The organism is Rahnella bonaserana, from assembly GCF_019049675.1.
Lineage (GTDB): Bacteria > Pseudomonadota > Gammaproteobacteria > Enterobacterales > Enterobacteriaceae > Rahnella > Rahnella bonaserana.
In genome coordinates, this window is record NZ_JAFMOW010000066.1 from 322,874 (window position 1) to 341,932 (window position 19,059).

Here is a 19,059-nt window from a genome sequence, read left to right on the forward strand (position 1 = left end):
AGCAACGATAAGAATGTGGAAATGGTTACATCAACTCGCAAGGCCTGAGCGGCTTTACCACCTCTGCGGCCGGTTCATTCCCTGGCTCGGAATTTTGGGTATTGCCTGTCTGCTGACTGGCTGGGTGTGGGGCTTTGGTTATGCACCGCCGGATTACCAGCAAGGTAACAGTTACCGGATTATGTATATCCATGTTCCGGCGGCGATCTGGTCGATGGGCATTTACAGTTCGATGGCGATTGCCGCTTTTATCGGGCTGGTATGGCAGATGAAAATGTCCGACATGGTGGTTTCCGCGATGGCACCCGTAGGCGCTGTTTTCACATTTATCGCACTGGTTACCGGCTCCGCGTGGGGCAAACCGATGTGGGGCACCTGGTGGGTGTGGGACGCACGCCTGACGTCCGAACTGGTGTTACTGTTCCTCTATCTTGGCGTGATTGCGTTGTATAACGCCTTCGACGACCGCCGTCTGGCTGGCCGTGCCGCCGGTATTCTGGTGCTGGTGGGCGTGGTGAATATTCCCATCATCCATTACTCCGTACAGTGGTGGAATACGCTGCATCAGGGCTCGACCAACATGCAGCAGACCATCGACCCGAGTATGCGTTATCCGCTGCGCTGGGCGATTTTCGGTTATCTCTTCTTCTTTATTACCCTGACGCTGATGCGTTTACGTAACCTGATTTTAATTCAGGAGCGCCTGCGTCCCTGGGTAGCCGGTCTTGTGAATAAGGAGCGCCGCGGATGAGCCCTGCATTCTCCAGCTGGCATGATTTCTTTGCGATGGGCGGCTATGCATTTTATGTCTGGCTGTCGGTCGCGGCGACGCTGATTTCCCTGATTGCGCTGGTGGCGCATACCTTTATTCAGCGCGGTCAGATCCTCGATGAAGTTCGGCGCCGTCAGGCACGCGAAAAACGTATTAGTCAGTCTCAGTCTAAAAAACAGCAAGGCGCGCAGACGTCACCGCTGGAACCGGACACTTCCCCGGAGAAGTTATTGTGAATCCACGTCGTAAAAAGCGTTTGTCGCTGGCGCTGGTGGTGCTGATTGGCCTTGGTCTGAGCATTTCACTGGTGATGTATGCGCTGCGCTCGAATATTGATTTGTTCTATACACCCAGTGAAATTCTGCAAGGCAAAGGCGAAAACCACGAGATGCCGACGGTCGGTCAGCGCCTGCGTATTGGCGGTATGGTGATGCCCGGTTCGGTGAAGCGTGATACGAAAAGCCTGCAGGTGAGTTTCAAAATCTACGATGCGCGCGGCGCGATCGCGGTGACCTATAACGGTATCCTGCCGGATCTGTTCCGTGAAGGGCAGGGCGTGGTGGCGCAGGGCGTGATGGAACCTGGAAATGTGGTGAATGCCATTCAGGTTCTGGCGAAACACGACGAAAAATATGTGCCGCCGGAAGTTGCCGACGCCATGAAAGAAAACCACAAAGGCCCGGCTTCGGCTTATGTGGGTAACGATAAAGGAAATGACCGCTCATGATGCCGGAACTGGGAACATTTGCACTCTGTCTGGCGTTAGGTCTGGCGGTTTTACTGAGTATTTACCCGCAATGGGGCGCAGCGCGACAAGATAACCGGATGATGGCGATGGCGCGACCGTTGTCCTACGGTATGTTTGCCTGCATCGTGCTGGCGTTTGCCATTCTGGTTCATGCGTTCGTGGTGAATGATTTCACCGTCGCGTATGTCGCCAACAACTCCAACACACATTTGCCGGTCTATTACCGCGTGGCGGCGACCTGGGGCGCGCACGAAGGTTCGCTGCTGCTTTGGGTGTTATTGCTGAGCTGCTGGACGCTTGCCGTAGCCTTGTTCAGCCGCCGTATGCCGCAGGATGCGGTGTCGCGTGTGCTGGCGGTGATGGGCATGATCACCGGTGGTTTCCTGCTGTTTATTCTGCTGACATCCAATCCGTTTATCCGCTCGTTGCCGAATTTCCCGGTGGACGGCAGTGACCTGAATCCGGTATTGCAGGATATCGGGCTGATTTTCCATCCGCCATTGCTGTACATGGGTTACGTCGGTTTCTCTGTGGCGTTCGCGTTTGCCATTGCCTCGCTGATGGCCGGACGTCTCGACACGGCGTGGGCGCGCTGGTCGCGTCCGTGGACACAAGCCGCATGGGTGTTTCTCACCATCGGTATCGTGCTCGGATCCGCCTGGGCGTATTACGAATTAGGCTGGGGTGGCTGGTGGTTCTGGGATCCGGTTGAGAACGCTTCCTTTATGCCATGGCTTGCCGGTACAGCGCTGATCCACTCACTCGCCGTGACCGAAAAACGCGGGACGTTCAAAGCCTGGACTGTGTTGCTGGCGATCACCGCCTTCTCGCTGTGTCTGCTCGGGACTTTCCTGGTGCGCTCCGGCGTGCTGGTTTCGGTTCACTCATTTGCCTCAGATCCGGCGCGCGGCATGTTTATTCTCGCGTATCTGGTGATTGTGATCGGCGGTTCGCTGCTGCTGTACGCCTTTAAAGGTAACTCGGTGCGCGCACCAAGCCGTCACGAGTTACATTCCCGCGAAAGCTATCTGCTTGGGAATAACGTGCTGCTGGTCGCAGCGATGCTGGTGGTGTTGCTTGGTACTTTGCTGCCGCTTATCCACAAACAGCTCGGGCTGGGCAGTATTTCAATCGGCGAACCTTTCTTTAATACCATGTTTACCTGGCTGATGGCGCCGCTGGCGCTGCTGTTAGGCATCGGCCCGCTGGTGCGCTGGCGTCGTGATGAGCCGGGCAAACTGTGGCGTCGTCTGGGTGTTGCGCTGGTCGTCACGCTGGTCTTGTCGATTCTTCTGCCGTGGTTGTTGCAGGACAAAATTGTTGGCATGACCGTGGTCGGTCTGCTGATGTCGGTGTGGGTGATTGTGCTGACGCTGATGGAACTGCACGAACGCGCCACCCATCGTCATTCCTTCTGGCGCGGTCTGACCAAACTTTCCCGCAGCCACTGGGGCATGGTGCTCGGGCATCTCGGTGTGGCGGTGACGGTTATCGGTATTGCGTTCAGTCAGAATTACAGCGTTGAACGCGATGTGCGCATGAAGTCCGGCGACACCGTAGATATTCATGATTATCACTTTATCTTCCGCGACGTTCGCGACATCACCGGCCCGAACTATACCGGCGGTGAGGCGAATATTGATGTGACGCAGAACGGCAAGAAAGTCACCACGTTGCATGCTGAAAAACGTTTCTACAGCGTGGCGCGCAGCATGATGACGGAAGCGGCTATCGACGGCAATCTGGCGCGCGATCTGTATGCCGCGCTCGGTGAAGAGATGGACGACGGATCCTGGGCGGTGCGTTTGTACTACAAACCATTTGTCCGCTGGATTTGGCTGGGCGGCCTGTTTATGGCAGCCGGTGGCGTGCTGTGTATTCTCGATCCGCGTTATCGCATGAGTAAAAAACTCAAGAAACAAGGTCTGGCGGAGGCTGAAGACGCATGAACCGAAAACTCCTCTTTATTCCGCTGATCCTTTTTCTGGCGCTGGCTGCGGCATTTTTAGTGCAGCTGACGCGCAATGCCAACGGTGATGACCCGACGCTGCTGGAGTCCGCTCTGATCGGCAAACCTGTGCCGGTGTTCAAACTGGAATCACTGGCGCAGGCGGGTAAAACCTACGATCAGTCGGTACTGCGCGATGGCAAACCGATGTTGCTCAACGTCTGGGCGACCTGGTGCCCGACCTGCCGCGCCGAGCATGATTATCTGAATACGCTGGCGGCAAAAGGTGTACGCGTGGTTGGTCTGAACTACAAAGACGACCGGCAGAAAGCAGTTAACTGGCTGAATACGCTGGGCAATCCGTACATGCTGAGTCTGTACGACGGTGACGGTATGTTAGGGCTTGATCTCGGTGTGTACGGTGCGCCGGAAACCTTTCTGATCGACGGAAAAGGCATAATCCGTTATCGCCATGCCGGTGATTTGAATGAAAAAGTCTGGCAGAAAGAAGTATTGCCCCTGTACAAAAAATACGGAGGCAACGCATGAAGCTGATTTCTTCATTACCTGCATTGCTGCTGGGCATGATGCTGAGCATCAGCGCCTTCGCGGCCATCGATACTTATCAGTTTTCCTCTCCGGCTCAGGAGCAGGAATACCGTGATATCACGGCGCAGCTGCGCTGTCCGAAATGTCAGAATACTAATATTGCCGCGTCGGATTCGATTATCGCTGCGGATATGCGCACCAAAGTTTTTCAGCTTCTGCAGCAGGGGCAGAACAAACAGCAGATCGTTGCTTATATGGTCGCGCGTTACGGCAACTTTGTGACCTACGAACCGCCGGTGACGCCATCTACGGTGATCTTGTGGCTCGGGCCGGTGCTGGTGGTCATTATCGGCGCAGGGATGATTTTCATGCGCTCCCGCCGTGGCGAAGTGCGTTTGCAAAATACGACCGAAGAAATGTCAGAACAAGAGAGACAGCGCCTGGCGCAGTTACTTAAAGACAGCGACAGGAAAGGATCATGAGTATTTTTTGGCTGTGCATTGTAGTGATGCTGGTTATTGCGCTGGCGCTGTTTATTGTGCCGGTTATTCGCGGCGACCGGGCGGAACACACATCCCGCGATGCGCTGAATAAAGCGTTTTATCATCACCGTTTGACTGAGCTTGAAGAAGACGAAGCGCAGGGCGTGGTGGACGAACGTCCGGCGCATATTCAGGAATTGCAGGAAAACTTACTGACCGACATTCCGGCGGGTCAGGCGCCCGCCGCCATTCACCCGATTGGTCGCTGGACGCTGGTGCCCGGTGCTATTTTGCTGGTGATCATCACGCTCGGTTTGTATCTCTATGCCGGAGGTCTGGGGCAGGTGAGTGCGTGGAATCAGGTGATGCAGCACATGCCGGATTTGCGGCAACGTATTGCCGATGACCACGGTGCGCCGCTGACCGCTGCGGATGTGCAGGATTTAGGGCTCGGATTGCGTACCGATTTACAGGCAAATCCGGATAATGTGCAGGACTGGGTAATGCTTGGCCGCGTGGGTATGGCACTGAATAATGCCGCCACCGCGACGCAGGCCTATGCTCATGCATATCAGCTTGCACCGAACGATATGTCGGTAAAGCTCGGTTATGCCGAAGTGCTGACCCGTTCATCTGATCCGCAAGATAACCTTACCGGCGGCAATCTTTTACGCAGTATGCTGGAAAAATCTCAGGGTGATCTGCGTGTATTAAGTCTGCTGGCCTATAATGAATATGAACAGGGTCATTACCCGCAAGCCATTGGCGCGTGGGAAGTTATGCTGAAGATTCTTCCGGCAGGTGATAAGCGTCTTGAGATGGTGAGTGCAAGCATTGCGCAGGCGAAACAGAAAGCCGGTCTTGATCAGGTTAAACTGGGCGTAAACGTCACGCTTTCCTCTGCTGCTCAGCAGAAACTTCCACAGGATGGCACGGTCTTTATTTCCGTGACAGATGGCACCAGTCCGGTGCCGGTTGCGGTCAAAAAGCTGCCGATGAGCCGCTTCCCGCTGGCGGTTACTGTGGATGACAGCAACGCAATGATGCCGGAACGCTTGCTTTCTTCGCTACATCAATTAAAAGTACGCGTTCGTATTTCACAAAATGGTCTGGCAACACCGGCCACAGGTGACTGGTACGGCGACAGTCCGCTGACTGATTTTGCCGGTAACGGTCAGGTTAGCATTGAAATTAATCAGCAGGTTCCTTAATCAGGAACCGACGATCAAAAACAGGGAGATATCCATGAACTTACGCCTGACTGGGCTGGCGTTTGCGACAGTTTTGCTGGTTGGTTGTGCCGGCACATCCGGATCATCAGACAGCGAGCAGCAGGGACGTTCTGATCCGCTGGAAGGTTTCAACCGGGTGATGTTCGACTTCAACTACAACTATATGGATCCGTACGTTTTGCGGCCTGTAGCGGTAGCATGGCGTGATTACGTGCCGCAACCTGCGCGTAACGGAACCAGCAACTTCCTGAGCAACCTTGATGAACCTGCGAGCATGGTCAACTCATTGCTTAAAGGCGATCCGTACCGTGCTGCAATCCACTTCAACCGTTTCTTCCTGAACACTCTTCTGGGGATGGGCGGTCTGATTGACGTGGCCGGTATGGCGAACCCGAAACTGGCGCGCGAAGAAGCCCAGGGCTTCGGCAGCACGCTCGGTCATTACGGTGTCGGTTACGGTCCGTACGTGGTTCTGCCTGGTTACGGCAGCGCGACGATACGTGATGAAGGTGGCGATCTGGTTGATGATTTGTATCCGATGCTTAGCTACCTGACGTTCTGGATGTCAGCTGGTAAGTGGGTGCTTGAAGGCGTTGAAACCCGTGCAGAATTGCTCGATTCCGATGGCCTGATCCGTAACTCTTCTGATCCGTATCTGTTTATCCGTGAAGCTTACTTCCAGCGTCACGACTTCCTGGCACGAGGCGGTCAGCTGACGCCACAGGAAAACCCGAACGCGGCATTGATTCAGGGCGACCTGAAAGATATCGACTCGGAATAACGGTTCCGCAGACAAAAAAAAGCGCCTTTCGGCGCTTTTTTCATTTCAGGTATCACACTCAGTTGATCAGAAGCTGTGGTCTGTCAGCCGCTATAGTTCATCAGAAGCTATAGTTGAAGTTCGCGCCGTACAGCATCGCGGTGCCTTTAGCCTGGAATTCATAGTTCGGCACGCCGTCAGCCACTTTCTCGCTGATATTCACAGTCTGGCCATGCATGTAAGACACACCGACATCGACGGAAGCATCTTTATTGAAGGCATACGTGGTACCCGCAGATACCCAGAAGCGGTCCTGATCCGGGATAGAGATGGTGCGGTTATCTGCCGGAACCGGGCTGTCATCGAAGGCGATACCGGTACGGAACGTCCAGTTATCATCGTAATAATAGGTGGTACCCAACGCGATGCGGTAAGCGTCGTGATAGCCTTCTTCTTTCTGGAACAGCGTCTGGCCGTTAGAACCGGTGGCTTTCAGCTCCTGGAACTGGCTCCAGCTGGTATAAGCCAGGCTGTAGTGAATCGCCCATTTCGGTGCCACTTTGTTATACCCGGACACTTCCCACATTTCTGGCAGATTCAGGGTCAGGGAACCCGGAACGGTGTGACCGCCCGTGCCGCCTAACGCCTGCGGAATGCCGTTGCGGTATTCGCCGTCAAAGTCGATTTTAACTTCTGAGCGATAAGTAAAGCCGTAACGGTTATTGTCATCGACTTCATAAAGAATACCGGCATTCCAGCCGTAGCCCCACTCGTCGCCTTTCAGCTTGGCGGCTTCAGTATCTGCTGGCAGTAAGCCGCCGGTTTTGATCGGCACCAGTTCACCGGCAGTACGACGGATTTTCGCTTTCGCGTAGACGGCATCAAAGCCCACACCGAAGCTGAAATTCTGGTTCAAACGGTAAGCAACACTTAAGTTAGTGTTTATGGTGGTGAGATCTGTTTCACCGCCAATCGGGCCTGCCGGATAATTATCGCTAAATTCTGTCGCCAGACCGTAGTTAGAGGTCGCAGATGCGCCGACTGCCCATTGGTCATCAAGCGGCATAATAAAGTGGATATTGGGTACCCACTGATTTGGCGCAATATTATCATCACTGGTGCTGGCGCCGGTGACCGGGGATTTCCCTGTCACACTGACGTCCGGGTCGACATAAATCGCGCCCATAGAAAACGCCGGGCGGTTAAACATGGTCATGGTTGCCGGGTTACGGCTACCGGATGCGGCGGTGTCAGCGATAGCACCTTCGCCTGAGAATGAACGACCTAAACCCGCAGCAGTATATTCATTTAACTGAAAACCTGCTGCGTATACGTTGGAGGAAACAATTGCCACTGCAGCTGCCAGAGCTGATCTTTTAAACAGGTTTTTCTGGTTCATGACCAAAACCTCAATATTATGTTTTTTATCAAACAATGTTACATGGAGTAACAATGAGCGCGGGATTGTAGGGTTCGTTATCAGTCTGACAAATCAGACCAGTGAGCGAAGTATAGGTCTGACCTGTGGTGTAGTTGCAATAATGTTTCATTGATATTTAAAAATTGATGCAAGAAATTGGATCCACTTAACAAAAAACCAACAATAAAAGTTCAATTAAGAAACGTTAAAGTGAGAACGATGACTTAGTTTTAATCGATTACTTACATATACGTGATCTGGATCACTTCAAAGGCACATAATAAGTAAGTGCTAGTGTGTTGTCAGAAGGGTGGCGTAAAATACAGGCTGGAAATAAAACTTTATTCGCAAACAGGCCAGACGGTGGACGTTGCCGTTGATGCCGGGGAGAAAATTATGTCTGACGTAACCATGTCCTCTAAATCCACCCAACCTCTGCACTCCATCAACAAATGCGGCGCAGAAGAAACCGCAGCCTGCTGCTGTGTTGATGTGGGTACTATCATGGACAACACCGATTGCACCGCATCTTACAGCCGCGTTTTTGAAAACGAAGCTCAGGCAAAAGAAACGCTGGAAGCCCTGACCGCACGCGCACGTGGCGTCGAATCAGAACCTTGCGAAATCAACAGTCGTATGGAAAAAGTAGAGGGCGGCGTTGAGCTCAATATCGATTTCACTTTCAGTTGCCAGGCTGAAACCATGATCTTCCAGTTAGCTTTACGCTGATCCCCGTCTGGATAAAAAATACCGCTTATATAAGCGGTATTTTTTTGTCTGCTATTTGTTCCCGCCGCTCTCCCTTCTCATTCTTATTTCAGAAAAATTTGCTGTTGCTCGCACTTCATTGCCTTTCACTTTGCCAAATGTAAATACATAGTTAAAACTGAGTTATCAGGTCTGACCTCTTAAGACCCTATTTTTTCTCAGGAGCTTGTATGAATAAAGTCATTCCACTGGTGACACGTGAAGGCGATCGCATTGCGATTGTCGATGGTTTGCGTACGCCGTTTGCCAAACAGGCCACCGCCTATCACGGCATTCCCGCCGTAGACCTCGGCAAAATCGTGGTCAGTGAGTTACTGGCGAAAAGTGGGATCGACCCGAAGGTCATCGATCAGCTGGTATTCGGGCAAGTCGTGCAGATGCCGGAAGCCCCAAACATTGCGCGCGAAATTGTGCTCGGCACCGGCATGAATGTGTCGACCGACGCCTACAGCGTTTCGCGTGCCTGCGCCACCAGTTTTCAGGCGGTCGCTAACGTCGCTGAAAGTATTATGAGCGGGACGGTCAGCGTCGGGATTGCAGGCGGAGCGGATTCCTCTTCGGTACTGCCGATTGGCGTCAGCAAACGTCTCGCCCGCGCCCTGGTGGACGTCAATAAAGCGCGCACGTTGTCGCAGCGGCTGTCTATATTCAGCAAACTGAAACTGCGCGACCTGATGCCGGTCCCGCCTGCCGTGGCCGAATATTCCACCGGCCTGCGCATGGGTGATACCGCGGAACAGATGGCGAAAAGTCATAATATTTCCCGCGAACAGCAGGACGAACTGGCACACCGTTCGCACACGCTGGCGGCACAGGCGTGGGAGCAGGGCTATCTGAATTCTCAGGTGATGGCCGCGCAGGTTCCGCCTTACCGTGAGGTGCTGCAAAAAGACAACAATATCCGCCTGAACTCTGAAATCGGGCAATACGCCAAATTGCGTCCGGCGTTTGATCGCAAACACGGCACCGTGACCGCCGCGACCAGTACACCGCTGACTGACGGCGCGGCAGCCGTACTCATGATGAGTGAATCGCGGGCGCGTGAACTCGGTCTGCAGCCTCTTGGTTATCTGAAAAGTTTTGCGTTTGCCGCCATCGACGTATGGGAAGACATGCTGCTCGGTCCGGCTTATGCCACACCCCTGGCGCTGGATCGTGCCGGACTGACGCTTGGTGATCTCGACCTGATTGATATGCACGAGGCGTTTGCCGCGCAGACATTGGCGAATATCAAAATGTTGGCCAGTGATGAATTTGCTCGTGAAAAACTCGCGCGTACTCAGGCAGTTGGCGAAATAGACTGGGATAAATTTAACGTTCTCGGCGGTTCGCTGGCTTACGGGCATCCTTTTGCCGCTACAGGCGCACGAATGATTACCCAGACGTTGCATGAATTGCGCCGTCGCGGTGGAAAATACGGGCTGACGACCGCCTGTGCGGCCGGTGGGTTAGGCGCAGCCATGATCCTGGAGGCAGCGCAATGAGGGACAATATGGAAAACCCAAACATTCCGGAAATCACCCCGGCAGAAACGGTTTCTGCTTTTTCGCTGATGTTTACCGCGGAGCACGTGGGGATTATCACCATCGACGTTCCCGGCGAAAAGGTGAATACCTTAAAGGCTGAATTCGCTCAACAAATTTGCGCCATTTTGCAAAAAGCCCAGCAATACCCCAGCCTTAAAGGCCTGGTGCTGGTTTCCGGCAAACCCGACTCTTTTATCGCGGGTGCGGATATCACCATGATATCGGGCTGCAAGACGGCGGCAGAGGCAAGCAATCTGGCGCAAAAAGGTCAGACTGTCATGTCGCAGATTGCTTCGTTTCCGGTGCCTGTCGTTGCGGCCATCCACGGTGCCTGTCTGGGCGGCGGTCTTGAGCTGGCGCTGGCGTGCCATGCGCGCGTCTGTTCCCTCGATGATAAAACCCAGCTCGGCCTGCCGGAGGTTCAGCTTGGCCTGCTGCCAGGATCCGGCGGTACGCAGCGTCTTCCACGTTTAATCGGCGCGCCGAAAGCGCTGGATATGATGTTAACCGGTCGCAGCATTCGCGCGAAACAGGCGCTGAGAATGGGGCTGGTGGATGACGCCGTGCCTTACTCTATTTTGCTGCAAACTGCGCTGGAGCGTGTGGCTAAAGGGCGTAAGTCGCGTCCGCCATTGCCGTGGCAGGCGCGGCTGGCCGGTGGCCCGTTGGGTAAAAGTGTGCTGTTTCATTTTGTGCGCAAACAGACCCGTGCCAAAACGCACGGTAATTACCCGGCGACCGAAAAAATTATTGATGTGGTGAAAACCGGTCTCGATCAGGGCAGCGGCAACGGCTATCAGGCTGAAGCGAAAGCCTTTGGCGAACTGGTCATGACGCCGGAATCCGCGGCATTACGCGGCCTGTTCTTCGCATCCACCGCACTGAAAAAAGAAAAGGGCGGCGATGCCGAACCTTTACCGGTGCGTCGCGTCGGCATTCTGGGCGGCGGGCTGATGGGCGGTGGTATCGCCAACGTGACTGCCATCAAAGCCGGACTGCCGGTACGCATCAAAGATATAAATCAGGAAGGCATCCGTCATGCGCTGAAATACAGCTGGGATTTGCTGGAGAAAAAGGTGCGCAGCCGCAGGCTCACCCGTAACGAACAGCAACGCCAGATGATGCTGATTTCCGGCACTACCGATTACAGCGGTTTTGCGCAGATTGATATCGTGGTGGAAGCGGTCTTTGAAGATTTATCCCTCAAGCAGTCGATGGTGGCGGAAATTGAAAATAACGCCGCTCCGCGCACGATATTCGCTTCAAACACGTCTTCACTGCCTATCCATAAGATTGCAGAGCAGGCCAGCCGGCCTGAACAGGTGATCGGCCTGCACTATTTCAGTCCGGTAGATAAAATGCCGCTGGTTGAAGTGATACCCCATGCAGGAACCAGTGCGCAGACGATTTCGACCACAGTTTCACTGGCGAAGAAACAAGGGAAAACAGCGATTGTGGTCGGTGACAGCGCCGGGTTCTATGTAAACCGCATTCTGGCGCCGTACATCAATGAAGCTGCCCGCTGTCTGCTGGCGGGCGAACCTGTCGATCACATCGATAAAGCGCTGGTGAATTTCGGATTCCCGGTCGGCCCGATACAGTTGCTGGATGAAGTGGGTATTGATGTGGGCACCAAAATCGGTCCGATTCTGGTGGAGGCATTTGGTGAGCGTTTTGCTGCGCCATCGGGTTTTGATGCAGTGCTGAAAGACGACCGCAAAGGGCGTAAGAACGGCAAAGGTTTCTATTTGTACGGGCAAAAAGGCCGGGCGGCGAAGAAGAAACAGGTCGATCCTGCCATTTACCGGCTGCTGAATGTCACACCGAAAGCGCAGCAGTCAGAAGAAGAGATCGCGCAGCGCTGCGTGATGCTGATGCTCAACGAAGCGGTACGTTGTCTGGATGAGCAGGTTATCCGCAGTGCGCGGGATGGTGATCTGGGTGCGGTGTTCGGCATTGGTTTCCCGCCATTCCGTGGTGGACCGTTCCGTTACATCGACACACTCGGTGTCACGAACGTTGTGAAAACCCTTCAACAGCTGGCACAACGCTATGGCGAGCATTTCCTGCCATGCGAAGGGCTGGTGCGCAGGGCAGAGCAGGGCGAGCCTTGTTTTTTGACAGACGGCGCAAACGAAAAGGTCAGCAAAGTGTGACTGCGGTCACTGCTTATTTCTGAGTTTCGCGGGAATCTGGAATAGATCCTGCTTGTGGCCAGACGAAGGCCTGCGGGATCTTTTTTATGGTGAGACTGACTTTGTACAGAAACGATCCCAAACGATTGATCTACAACCCGAGTGGTTAAATAATCGCCTGAATAGTTTACAAGCAGTAAGTGTTGGTGTAAAAAACAGCGTTTTCTTTACGTGAACTTTCAGGCAAAATGCCCGACCGCTGATACTTACCATGCAAAGCATGTGGGCACAGCCGGTTAAGTGGATGTACTGCCTTACAGCTATCTTGTAATGAGAAAGGTCATTTGAAACATGATGAAAAACAGCTGGGCAATGGGTAATACAGCACGCACGGCGTTTCTGTATAGCGCTATTTTTGTTAACAAAAGCGGTGCAATATGCAAGTTGTAATTATGCGTCACGGTGATGCAGTTCTCGAAGCTGCAAGCGACTCAGTTCGCCCGTTAAGCGAATGCGGATGTGACGAATCAGTACATATGGCGGCCTGGCTGAATGGCCGTGGCGTCAAAATTGATCGCGTTCTGGTCAGTCCTTACCTGCGTGCGCAGCAGACGCTTGAAAAGGTTCGCCAGTGTCTGTCTCTGCCTGAAAACGTAGAAATTGATATTCTCAAGGAACTGACGCCGGGCGGTGATCCTGCTCTGGTCGCCAGTGAACTGCAACATCTGGCGCTGACCGGCGTCAGTGCCGTGCTGGTGGTGTCCCACCTGCCGCTGGTCGGTTATCTGGTTGCAGAACTCTGTCCGGGCGTGTGCCCGCCGATGTTCGCTACGTCAGCCATGGCCAGCGTCGAGCTGAATGGTGAAACCGGGCAAGGGACTTTCGACTGGCAGTTCAGCCCGTGCCAGGTGATGGCCAAAGTATAATCCCCGTTATACTTCGCATTGCAGATGCGTTGGCTGCGCTCACTTACCCCGGTCACATAGTTATCTATGCTCCCTGGGATGCGTTCACTTGCCGCCTTCCTGCAATCCGAATTATTTAGGGGATCTGTTCTGAGACAGACAGGTCAGCGACAGACAAAAGAAAGGCACAGCTCCGGCTGTGCCTTTCTCGTTTGCGGAAGCCGGGATGGGTCAGCTGATTTTGTCGTCCAGCTCCACCAGCACCAGCAGGGCGGCGGTGCCACCGAGTTCTTTCGGGGCCTGATGGAAGGCTTCGACGTCAGGATGCTGCGCCAGCCACAGCGGGGTTTGCTGCTTGAGAATATGCTTGCCGTGTCCGTGCATCACGCAGGCGCAATGCACGTGTTCGCGGCGGCAGGCGGCGATCAGGGCACCCAGTTCCTGCTTGGCTTCTTTCTGCGTTAAACCGTGCAAATCAAGAAACAACTCTGGCGAGTAATCCCCGCGGCGTAATTTTTTCAATTCAAAATGACTGACGTCTTGCCGGATATGGCGGACCGGGCCGTCTTCCTGCAACATCGGCTGGAATTCATCAGAAAAATAATAACTCGCGTCCACCTGCTCCTGAAGCAGCTTTTTAGGCGACAGTTCTGCCCTCTTTTTTCTCGGCGGGCGGTGAGTAATTGTATCGTTTTTCAGGCGCTTGACGCCCGGTACAGCTTCACGGAATAACGCCGTTTCTTCCGGGCTGAGCAGGTGTTTTTTCTTCATCTTTTCATCGTCATTTTCGCTCAATTCACACAGTGTACCTTCCGTCACCCTGCGGTTTAAAGAAAACTCAGGGTTAAATTCTTCGAGACATCGCGCAAGTGCGTTGACTAGCTGCTGATTTGTGGCGGGCTTCGTGGCAAACTATGCGGCAAATAATGGGTTAAACGTCTGTTAAAAACCCGTGCACTGCCTGGAGAATAAAATTGGACAAAATTTTCGTCGACGAAGCTGTCAGTGAACTGCATACCATTCAGGATATGCTGCGCTGGACCGTCAGCCGCCTGAACGCGGCCAATGTCTATTACGGTCACGGCACCGATAACCCGTGGGACGAAGCAGTGCAGCTGGTTTTGCCAAGCGTGTTTTTGCCGCTGGACATTCCTGAAGATATGCACACTGCGCGTCTGACTTCCAGCGAGCGCCACCGTATCGTTGAGCGAGTGATTCGCCGTGTTAACGAACGCGTACCGGTCGCCTATCTGACCAACAAAGCCTGGTTCTGCGACATGGAGTTTTATGTCGATGAGCGCGTGCTGGTGCCACGTTCGCCGATTGGTGAGCTTATCAACAACCGCTTCGCCGGGATTCTGCAGGATAAACCGCAGCACATTCTCGATATGTGTACCGGCAGCGGCTGTATCGCTATCGCCTGTGCTTACGCGTTCCCTGAAACCGAAGTGGATGCGGTTGACATTTCTGCCGACGCGCTGGCTGTGGCTGAACGCAATATCGATACACACGGCATCGAGAACTGGGTGACGCCAATTCGCTCAGACCTGTTCCGCGAATTACCTGCGTTGCAATACGACCTGATTGTGACCAATCCGCCGTATGTCGATGAAGAAGATATGTCTGATCTGCCGCAGGAATACCGCCACGAACCTGTTCTGGGTCTGGCTTCCGGCAGCGACGGTCTGAAACTGACCCGCCGCATTCTGTCCTGCGCGCCGGATTACCTGACCGATAACGGCGTACTGGTTTGTGAAGTGGGTAACAGCATGGTGCATCTGATGGACCAATATCCTGATATTCCGTTCACCTGGCTGGAATTTGAAAACGGCGGCGACGGCGTATTCATGCTGACCAAACAGCAACTGATCGATTGCGCTGAACATTTCAAAGCGTACCGCGACTGATCAAATACACGCGCTTGATCGACGTCAAAAACAATGGCCGGTTCATCACCGGTCATTCAGAAAATACTCTACATAATGGTTAAGGAGCCGTGATGGCTGGGAACAGTATTGGGCAGTTTTTCCGCGTCACTACTTTTGGCGAATCTCACGGTGTGGCACTGGGCTGTATTATTGACGGCGTGCCGCCGGGTATTGCGCTGACCGAAGCAGACCTGCAACACGATCTCGACCGTCGTCGTCCGGGTACCTCGCGTTACACCACGCAGCGCCGCGAAGCCGACGAAGTGAAAATTCTTTCCGGCGTGTTTGAAGGCGTGACCACCGGCACCAGCATTGGTCTGATTATCCAGAATACCGATCAGCGCTCGCAGGATTACAGCGCGATCAAAGACGTGTTCCGTCCGGGACATGCGGATTACACCTACGAACAAAAATACGGCGTGCGCGATTACCGTGGCGGCGGCCGTTCTTCTGCCCGTGAAACTGCCATGCGCGTTGCTGCAGGTGCAGTTGCCAAGAAATATCTGCTGGAAAAATTCGGCGTTAAAGTGCGCGGTTACATGTCACAGATGGGTGACATCACCTGCGAACTGAAAGACTGGGATCTGGTCGAAACCAATCCGTTCTTCTGTCCTGATGAAAGCAAGCTTGAAGCGCTGGACGAACTGATGCGCGCGCTGAAAAAAGAAGGCGATTCCATTGGCGCTAAAATCACCGTTGTAGCGGAACATGTGCCGGTCGGCCTTGGCGAGCCGGTGTTTGACCGTCTGGATGCCGATCTGGCGCATGCACTTATGAGCATTAACGCGGTGAAAGGTGTGGAAATCGGTGATGGTTTTGCAGTCGTGACTAAACGCGGCAGCGAAAATCGTGACGAAATCACGCCGGACGGTTTCGAAAGCAACCACGCGGGCGGCATTCTTGGCGGGATCAGCAGTGGTCAGCCGGTTGTTGCCCATCTGGCGCTGAAACCGACCTCCAGCATCACCGTTCCGGGACGCACAATCAACCGTGACGGCGAGCAGGTCGAGATGATCACCAAAGGTCGTCATGATCCTTGCGTGGGTATCCGTGCAGTGCCGATTGCCGAAGCGATGATGGCGATCGTGCTGATGGATCACTTATTGCGTCAGCGCGCCCAGAATGGCGACGTTAATTCTTCCGTGCCACGCTGGTAAGCTACCAATGAAAACCTTCCGCAATTTTCCTGCGATACAAGCCGTCTGCGCCAGTCTTCTGGCGCTGGCGCTTTGCGCACCTGCGATGGCAGCAACGCCATGGCAGAAAATCACCCATCCTGTGGCAGGCACGCCTGAAGCGATCGGCAGTTATGCCAATGGTTGTCAGGTGGGAGCTCAGCCATTGCCGCTGAACTCGCCGGCTTATCAGGTAATGCGCACCGATCAGCGCCGTTATTTCGGGCAGCCGGATTTACTGGCGTTTATTAGCCGTCTCGGCACTCAGGCGCAGCAAAAAGGTCTGGGCACTATGCTGGTTGGTGATATGGCGATGCCAGCCGGCGGGCGTTTCAGCAGTGGTCACGCCAGTCATCAGTCAGGACTGGATGTGGATATCTGGCTGCAACTGCCGCGACAGCGCTGGAGCGAGCAGATGTTGCTGAAACCACAGCCTATCGATCTGGTCAGTGCGAACGGTAAATCCATTGTGACGAGCCAGTGGCAACCGCGGATCGAAACGCTGATCAAAATGGCCGCGCAGGATAAAGACGTCGTGCGGATCTTCGTCAATCCGGCCATCAAACAGCAATTGTGTCTGGATGCCGGAACGGATCGCGAATGGCTGCATAAAGTGCGTCCGTGGTTTGGTCATCGCGCGCATATGCACGTTCGTCTGCGTTGTCCGGTCGGTAATCTTGAGTGTGAAAATCAGGCACCACCGCCTCCGGGTGATGGCTGTGGCGCTGAGCTGCAAAGCTGGTTCCTTCCGCCGAAACCGGGCAGCGGAACCCCTGTGAAAAAAGAGCCGCCTCCGTTACCGCCTTCATGTCAGGCGCTGCTGGATAAACACGTTCTTTAACAGGTTTCACTTACTCTTCGCCACGCATAGCGAGCTGACAAAAAATGGACTGGTTGATTGTTGCCCCGTGGGTTTTGGTTGTTTTATTTTTCGTTGCACTGTTTGCCGGTTTCATTGATTCCATCGCGGGTGGCGGCGGGCTGATCAGCCTGCCAGCGCTGCTTGCGGCAGGTGTTTCCCCTGCGCAGGCGATAGCGACCAATAAGCTGTCCTCTATAGGCGGATCCTTTTCAGCCAGCCTGTACTTTGTGCGGCGTGGCGTGGTGGATCTTAACGATCAAAAGCTGAATATCGCCTGTACCTTCGTGGGTTCAGTGGTTGGCGCGATCCTTATCCAGCACCTGCGTGCGGACATGTTGCGTCAGGTGTTGCCGCTGCTGATCATCTGCATCGGTTTATATTTTTTACTGACGCCACGTCTGGGCGAAAGTGATCGGGCAAGACGCTTAAATGCATTACCCTATGCGCTGGTGGGGGGCGGTTGTGTCGGTTTCTATGACGGATTTTTTGGTCCCGGTGCCGGTTCTTTCTATGCACTGGCCTTCGTGACGTTATGCGGGTTTAACCTGGCAAAAGCCACGGCACATGCGAAAGTCCTGAATTTTACCTCGAACCTCGGCGGCCTGATCTTCTTTATACTGGGCGGCAAAGTGATTTGGGTGCTGGGATTTGTCATGGCCGTCGGGCAGTTTATCGGCGCAAGACTGGGCGCACGTATGGTGCTCAGTAAGGGGCAGAAGATGATCCGCCCGATGGTAGTTGCTGTTTCCGTCGTCATGAGTTGCAAGCTGATTTACGACAATCATGGTGCCGAAATTCACCAATGGTTAAGCCTGCATTTATAATGTCCGGTGCAGCAGAATGCTTGCCCAAAGTCATGAAAACACGCGTTTAAACAGGGGTATATTGTCGCCCCTGATCTTACTTTAACGAGTTTCACTGCAATTATGTCTGATTCGACTGCAACACATAACTATCATCAATTGATCGACATTTTTGATTCCTGCTTCTTTGAGGAATTCAATGTTCGCTTAGTGAAAGGCGACGACGAACCGATCTATCTGCCTGCTGATGAACAACAACCGTTTAACCGTATTGTGTTCGCACACGGTTATTACGCCAGCGGCATGCATGAAATTTCCCACTGGTGCGTGGCCGGTGCCGAACGCCGTAAACTGGTGGATTTCGGCTACTGGTATTGCCCGGACGGTCGTGACGCACAAACGCAAAGTGAATTTGAGAAAGTGGAAATCAAACCACAATCTTACGAATGGCTGTTCTGCGCGGCGGCGGGTTTTCCTTTCAACGTCAGCTGCGACAACCTGAGCGGCGATTGCGAGCCTGACCGTGTGGGTTTCCAGAATAAAGTCCGTGAAGAAGTGTTGCGTATGCTGGAGCAGGGCATTCCTGAAAGACCGGCGCGCTTTATTAAAGCGTTACAATCGTTTTACAATACGCCCCCTTTGACGCCTGCAGATTTCCCTGCATTGCAGCCGATAGAATAAGAACTGAACACGAGAGGAAGAGTCATGATCGCAGAATTTGAAACGCGGATTTTAACGCTGATCGACGATATGGTCGAAAGCGCCAGCGACGATGAGTTATTTGCCAGTGGCTACCTGCGAGGCCACCTGACCGTCGCTGTGGCAGAAGCGGAAGAGAACGGTGAACACACCGCCGAAGCGCTGAAAATCCGTGTTCAGGATGGTCTGGACAAAGCCATCAGAGCCGGTGAACTTTCGCCTCGCGATCAGTTACTGGTGCAGGGGATGTGGGAAAATTTGTATCAGGCTTCCCTGCCTAAGTAATCCCCATCTTGCAGCTCGAATTATTTTGGGGAGGCTAGTTTGTGAAAAAGCGCAGCGACGGA

Annotated in this window: 20 protein-coding genes; 18 read left to right on the plus strand and 2 right to left on the minus strand. The window is 53.7% G+C overall.

The annotated features are described in order from the left end of the window. The first annotated feature begins 13 nt into the window (after nt 1-13). The 8 genes from J1778_RS19055 to mlaA are packed head-to-tail and all read left to right on the plus strand — an operon-like array spanning nt 14 to nt 6,512. Nucleotides 14-751 (plus strand): heme ABC transporter permease, encoded by a 738-nt coding sequence (locus J1778_RS19055; RefSeq protein ID WP_217174487.1) that lies wholly within the window; start codon nt 14-16, stop codon nt 749-751. Further along, nucleotides 748-1,008, plus strand: a complete 261-nt coding sequence (ccmD, locus tag J1778_RS19060) for a heme exporter protein CcmD (protein ID WP_217174488.1) — start codon at nt 748-750, stop codon at nt 1,006-1,008. Before J1778_RS19055 ends, ccmD begins: the two co-directional genes overlap by 4 nt. Beyond that, nucleotides 1,005-1,499, plus strand: a complete 495-nt coding sequence (gene ccmE, locus J1778_RS19065; protein WP_217174489.1) for a cytochrome c maturation protein CcmE — start codon at nt 1,005-1,007, stop codon at nt 1,497-1,499. Before ccmD ends, ccmE begins: the two co-directional genes overlap by 4 nt. Next, a complete protein-coding gene (locus J1778_RS19070) occupies nt 1,496-3,469 on the plus strand; it encodes a heme lyase CcmF/NrfE family subunit (protein ID WP_217174490.1) in 1,974 nt (657 codons plus the stop codon). Before ccmE ends, J1778_RS19070 begins: the two co-directional genes overlap by 4 nt. Next, nucleotides 3,466-4,017 (plus strand): DsbE family thiol:disulfide interchange protein, encoded by a 552-nt coding sequence (locus tag J1778_RS19075; protein ID WP_217174491.1) that lies wholly within the window; start codon nt 3,466-3,468, stop codon nt 4,015-4,017. Before J1778_RS19070 ends, J1778_RS19075 begins: the two co-directional genes overlap by 4 nt. Further along, the gene (locus J1778_RS19080) at nt 4,014-4,499 is read left to right on the plus strand and encodes a cytochrome c-type biogenesis protein (RefSeq protein WP_217174492.1); all 486 of its coding nucleotides are present in this window, start codon (nt 4,014-4,016) and stop codon (nt 4,497-4,499) included. Before J1778_RS19075 ends, J1778_RS19080 begins: the two co-directional genes overlap by 4 nt. Next, a complete protein-coding gene (gene ccmI, locus J1778_RS19085) occupies nt 4,496-5,710 on the plus strand; it encodes a c-type cytochrome biogenesis protein CcmI (RefSeq protein ID WP_217174493.1) in 1,215 nt (404 codons plus the stop codon). The genes J1778_RS19080 and ccmI overlap by 4 nt, the downstream gene beginning before the upstream one ends. A 34-nt stretch (nt 5,711-5,744) precedes the next feature. Then, a complete protein-coding gene (gene mlaA, locus J1778_RS19090; protein WP_217174494.1) occupies nt 5,745-6,512 on the plus strand; it encodes a phospholipid-binding lipoprotein MlaA in 768 nt (255 codons plus the stop codon). 100 nt (nt 6,513-6,612) lie between these two features. On the opposite strand, the gene fadL is transcribed toward mlaA, so the two are convergent. Continuing rightward, nucleotides 6,613-7,890 carry a long-chain fatty acid transporter FadL gene (fadL, locus tag J1778_RS19095; RefSeq protein ID WP_112287131.1) on the minus strand — a complete coding sequence of 426 codons (1,278 nt, stop codon included), beginning with the start codon at nt 7,888-7,890 and terminating at the stop codon, nt 6,613-6,615. 417 nt (nt 7,891-8,307) lie between these two features. On the opposite strand from fadL, the gene J1778_RS19100 reads away from it, so the two are divergent. From J1778_RS19100 to sixA, 4 genes are all read left to right on the plus strand, one after another. Then, entirely contained in the window at nt 8,308-8,640 is a 333-nt protein-coding gene (locus tag J1778_RS19100; protein ID WP_217174495.1) for a YfcZ/YiiS family protein, read from the plus strand. 209 nt (nt 8,641-8,849) lie between these two features. Further along, nucleotides 8,850-10,163: an acetyl-CoA C-acyltransferase FadI gene (gene fadI, locus J1778_RS19105; protein ID WP_217174496.1), complete on the plus strand. Its 1,314-nt coding sequence runs from the start codon at nt 8,850-8,852 to the stop codon at nt 10,161-10,163. Further along, nucleotides 10,160-12,361 carry a fatty acid oxidation complex subunit alpha FadJ gene (gene fadJ, locus J1778_RS19110; RefSeq protein ID WP_217174497.1) on the plus strand — a complete coding sequence of 734 codons (2,202 nt, stop codon included), beginning with the start codon at nt 10,160-10,162 and terminating at the stop codon, nt 12,359-12,361. Before fadI ends, fadJ begins: the two co-directional genes overlap by 4 nt. A gap of 416 nt (nt 12,362-12,777) precedes the next feature. Then, on the plus strand, nt 12,778-13,266 hold the full coding sequence (gene sixA, locus J1778_RS19115) for a phosphohistidine phosphatase SixA (RefSeq protein ID WP_217174498.1): 489 nt from the start codon (nt 12,778-12,780) through the stop codon (nt 13,264-13,266). Between the two features lie 210 nt (nt 13,267-13,476). Here sixA and smrB read toward each other — a convergent pair whose 3' ends face one another. Then, entirely contained in the window at nt 13,477-14,016 is a 540-nt protein-coding gene (gene smrB / locus J1778_RS19120) for an endonuclease SmrB (protein ID WP_217174499.1), read from the minus strand. A 203-nt stretch (nt 14,017-14,219) separates the two neighbouring features. On the opposite strand from smrB, the gene prmB reads away from it, so the two are divergent. The 6 genes from prmB (at nt 14,220) to J1778_RS19150 (ending at nt 18,997) form a co-directional block, all read left to right on the plus strand. Next, the gene (gene prmB, locus J1778_RS19125; protein ID WP_217174500.1) at nt 14,220-15,152 is read left to right on the plus strand and encodes a 50S ribosomal protein L3 N(5)-glutamine methyltransferase; all 933 of its coding nucleotides are present in this window, start codon (nt 14,220-14,222) and stop codon (nt 15,150-15,152) included. A gap of 92 nt (nt 15,153-15,244) precedes the next feature. Further along, on the plus strand, nt 15,245-16,330 hold the full coding sequence (gene aroC, locus J1778_RS19130; protein WP_217174501.1) for a chorismate synthase: 1,086 nt from the start codon (nt 15,245-15,247) through the stop codon (nt 16,328-16,330). 7 nt (nt 16,331-16,337) lie between these two features. After that, the gene (gene mepA, locus J1778_RS19135) at nt 16,338-17,189 is read left to right on the plus strand and encodes a penicillin-insensitive murein endopeptidase (RefSeq protein WP_217174502.1); all 852 of its coding nucleotides are present in this window, start codon (nt 16,338-16,340) and stop codon (nt 17,187-17,189) included. A 44-nt stretch (nt 17,190-17,233) separates the two neighbouring features. Further along, nucleotides 17,234-18,034 carry a sulfite exporter TauE/SafE family protein gene (locus tag J1778_RS19140; RefSeq protein WP_217174503.1) on the plus strand — a complete coding sequence of 267 codons (801 nt, stop codon included), beginning with the start codon at nt 17,234-17,236 and terminating at the stop codon, nt 18,032-18,034. A 102-nt stretch (nt 18,035-18,136) separates the two neighbouring features. Beyond that, nucleotides 18,137-18,694 (plus strand): elongation factor P hydroxylase, encoded by a 558-nt coding sequence (locus tag J1778_RS19145; protein WP_217174504.1) that lies wholly within the window; start codon nt 18,137-18,139, stop codon nt 18,692-18,694. Nucleotides 18,695-18,718: 24 nt separating this feature from the next. Then, nucleotides 18,719-18,997 (plus strand): YfcL family protein, encoded by a 279-nt coding sequence (locus J1778_RS19150; protein WP_217174505.1) that lies wholly within the window; start codon nt 18,719-18,721, stop codon nt 18,995-18,997. The last annotated feature ends 62 nt before the right edge of the window (nt 18,998-19,059 follow it).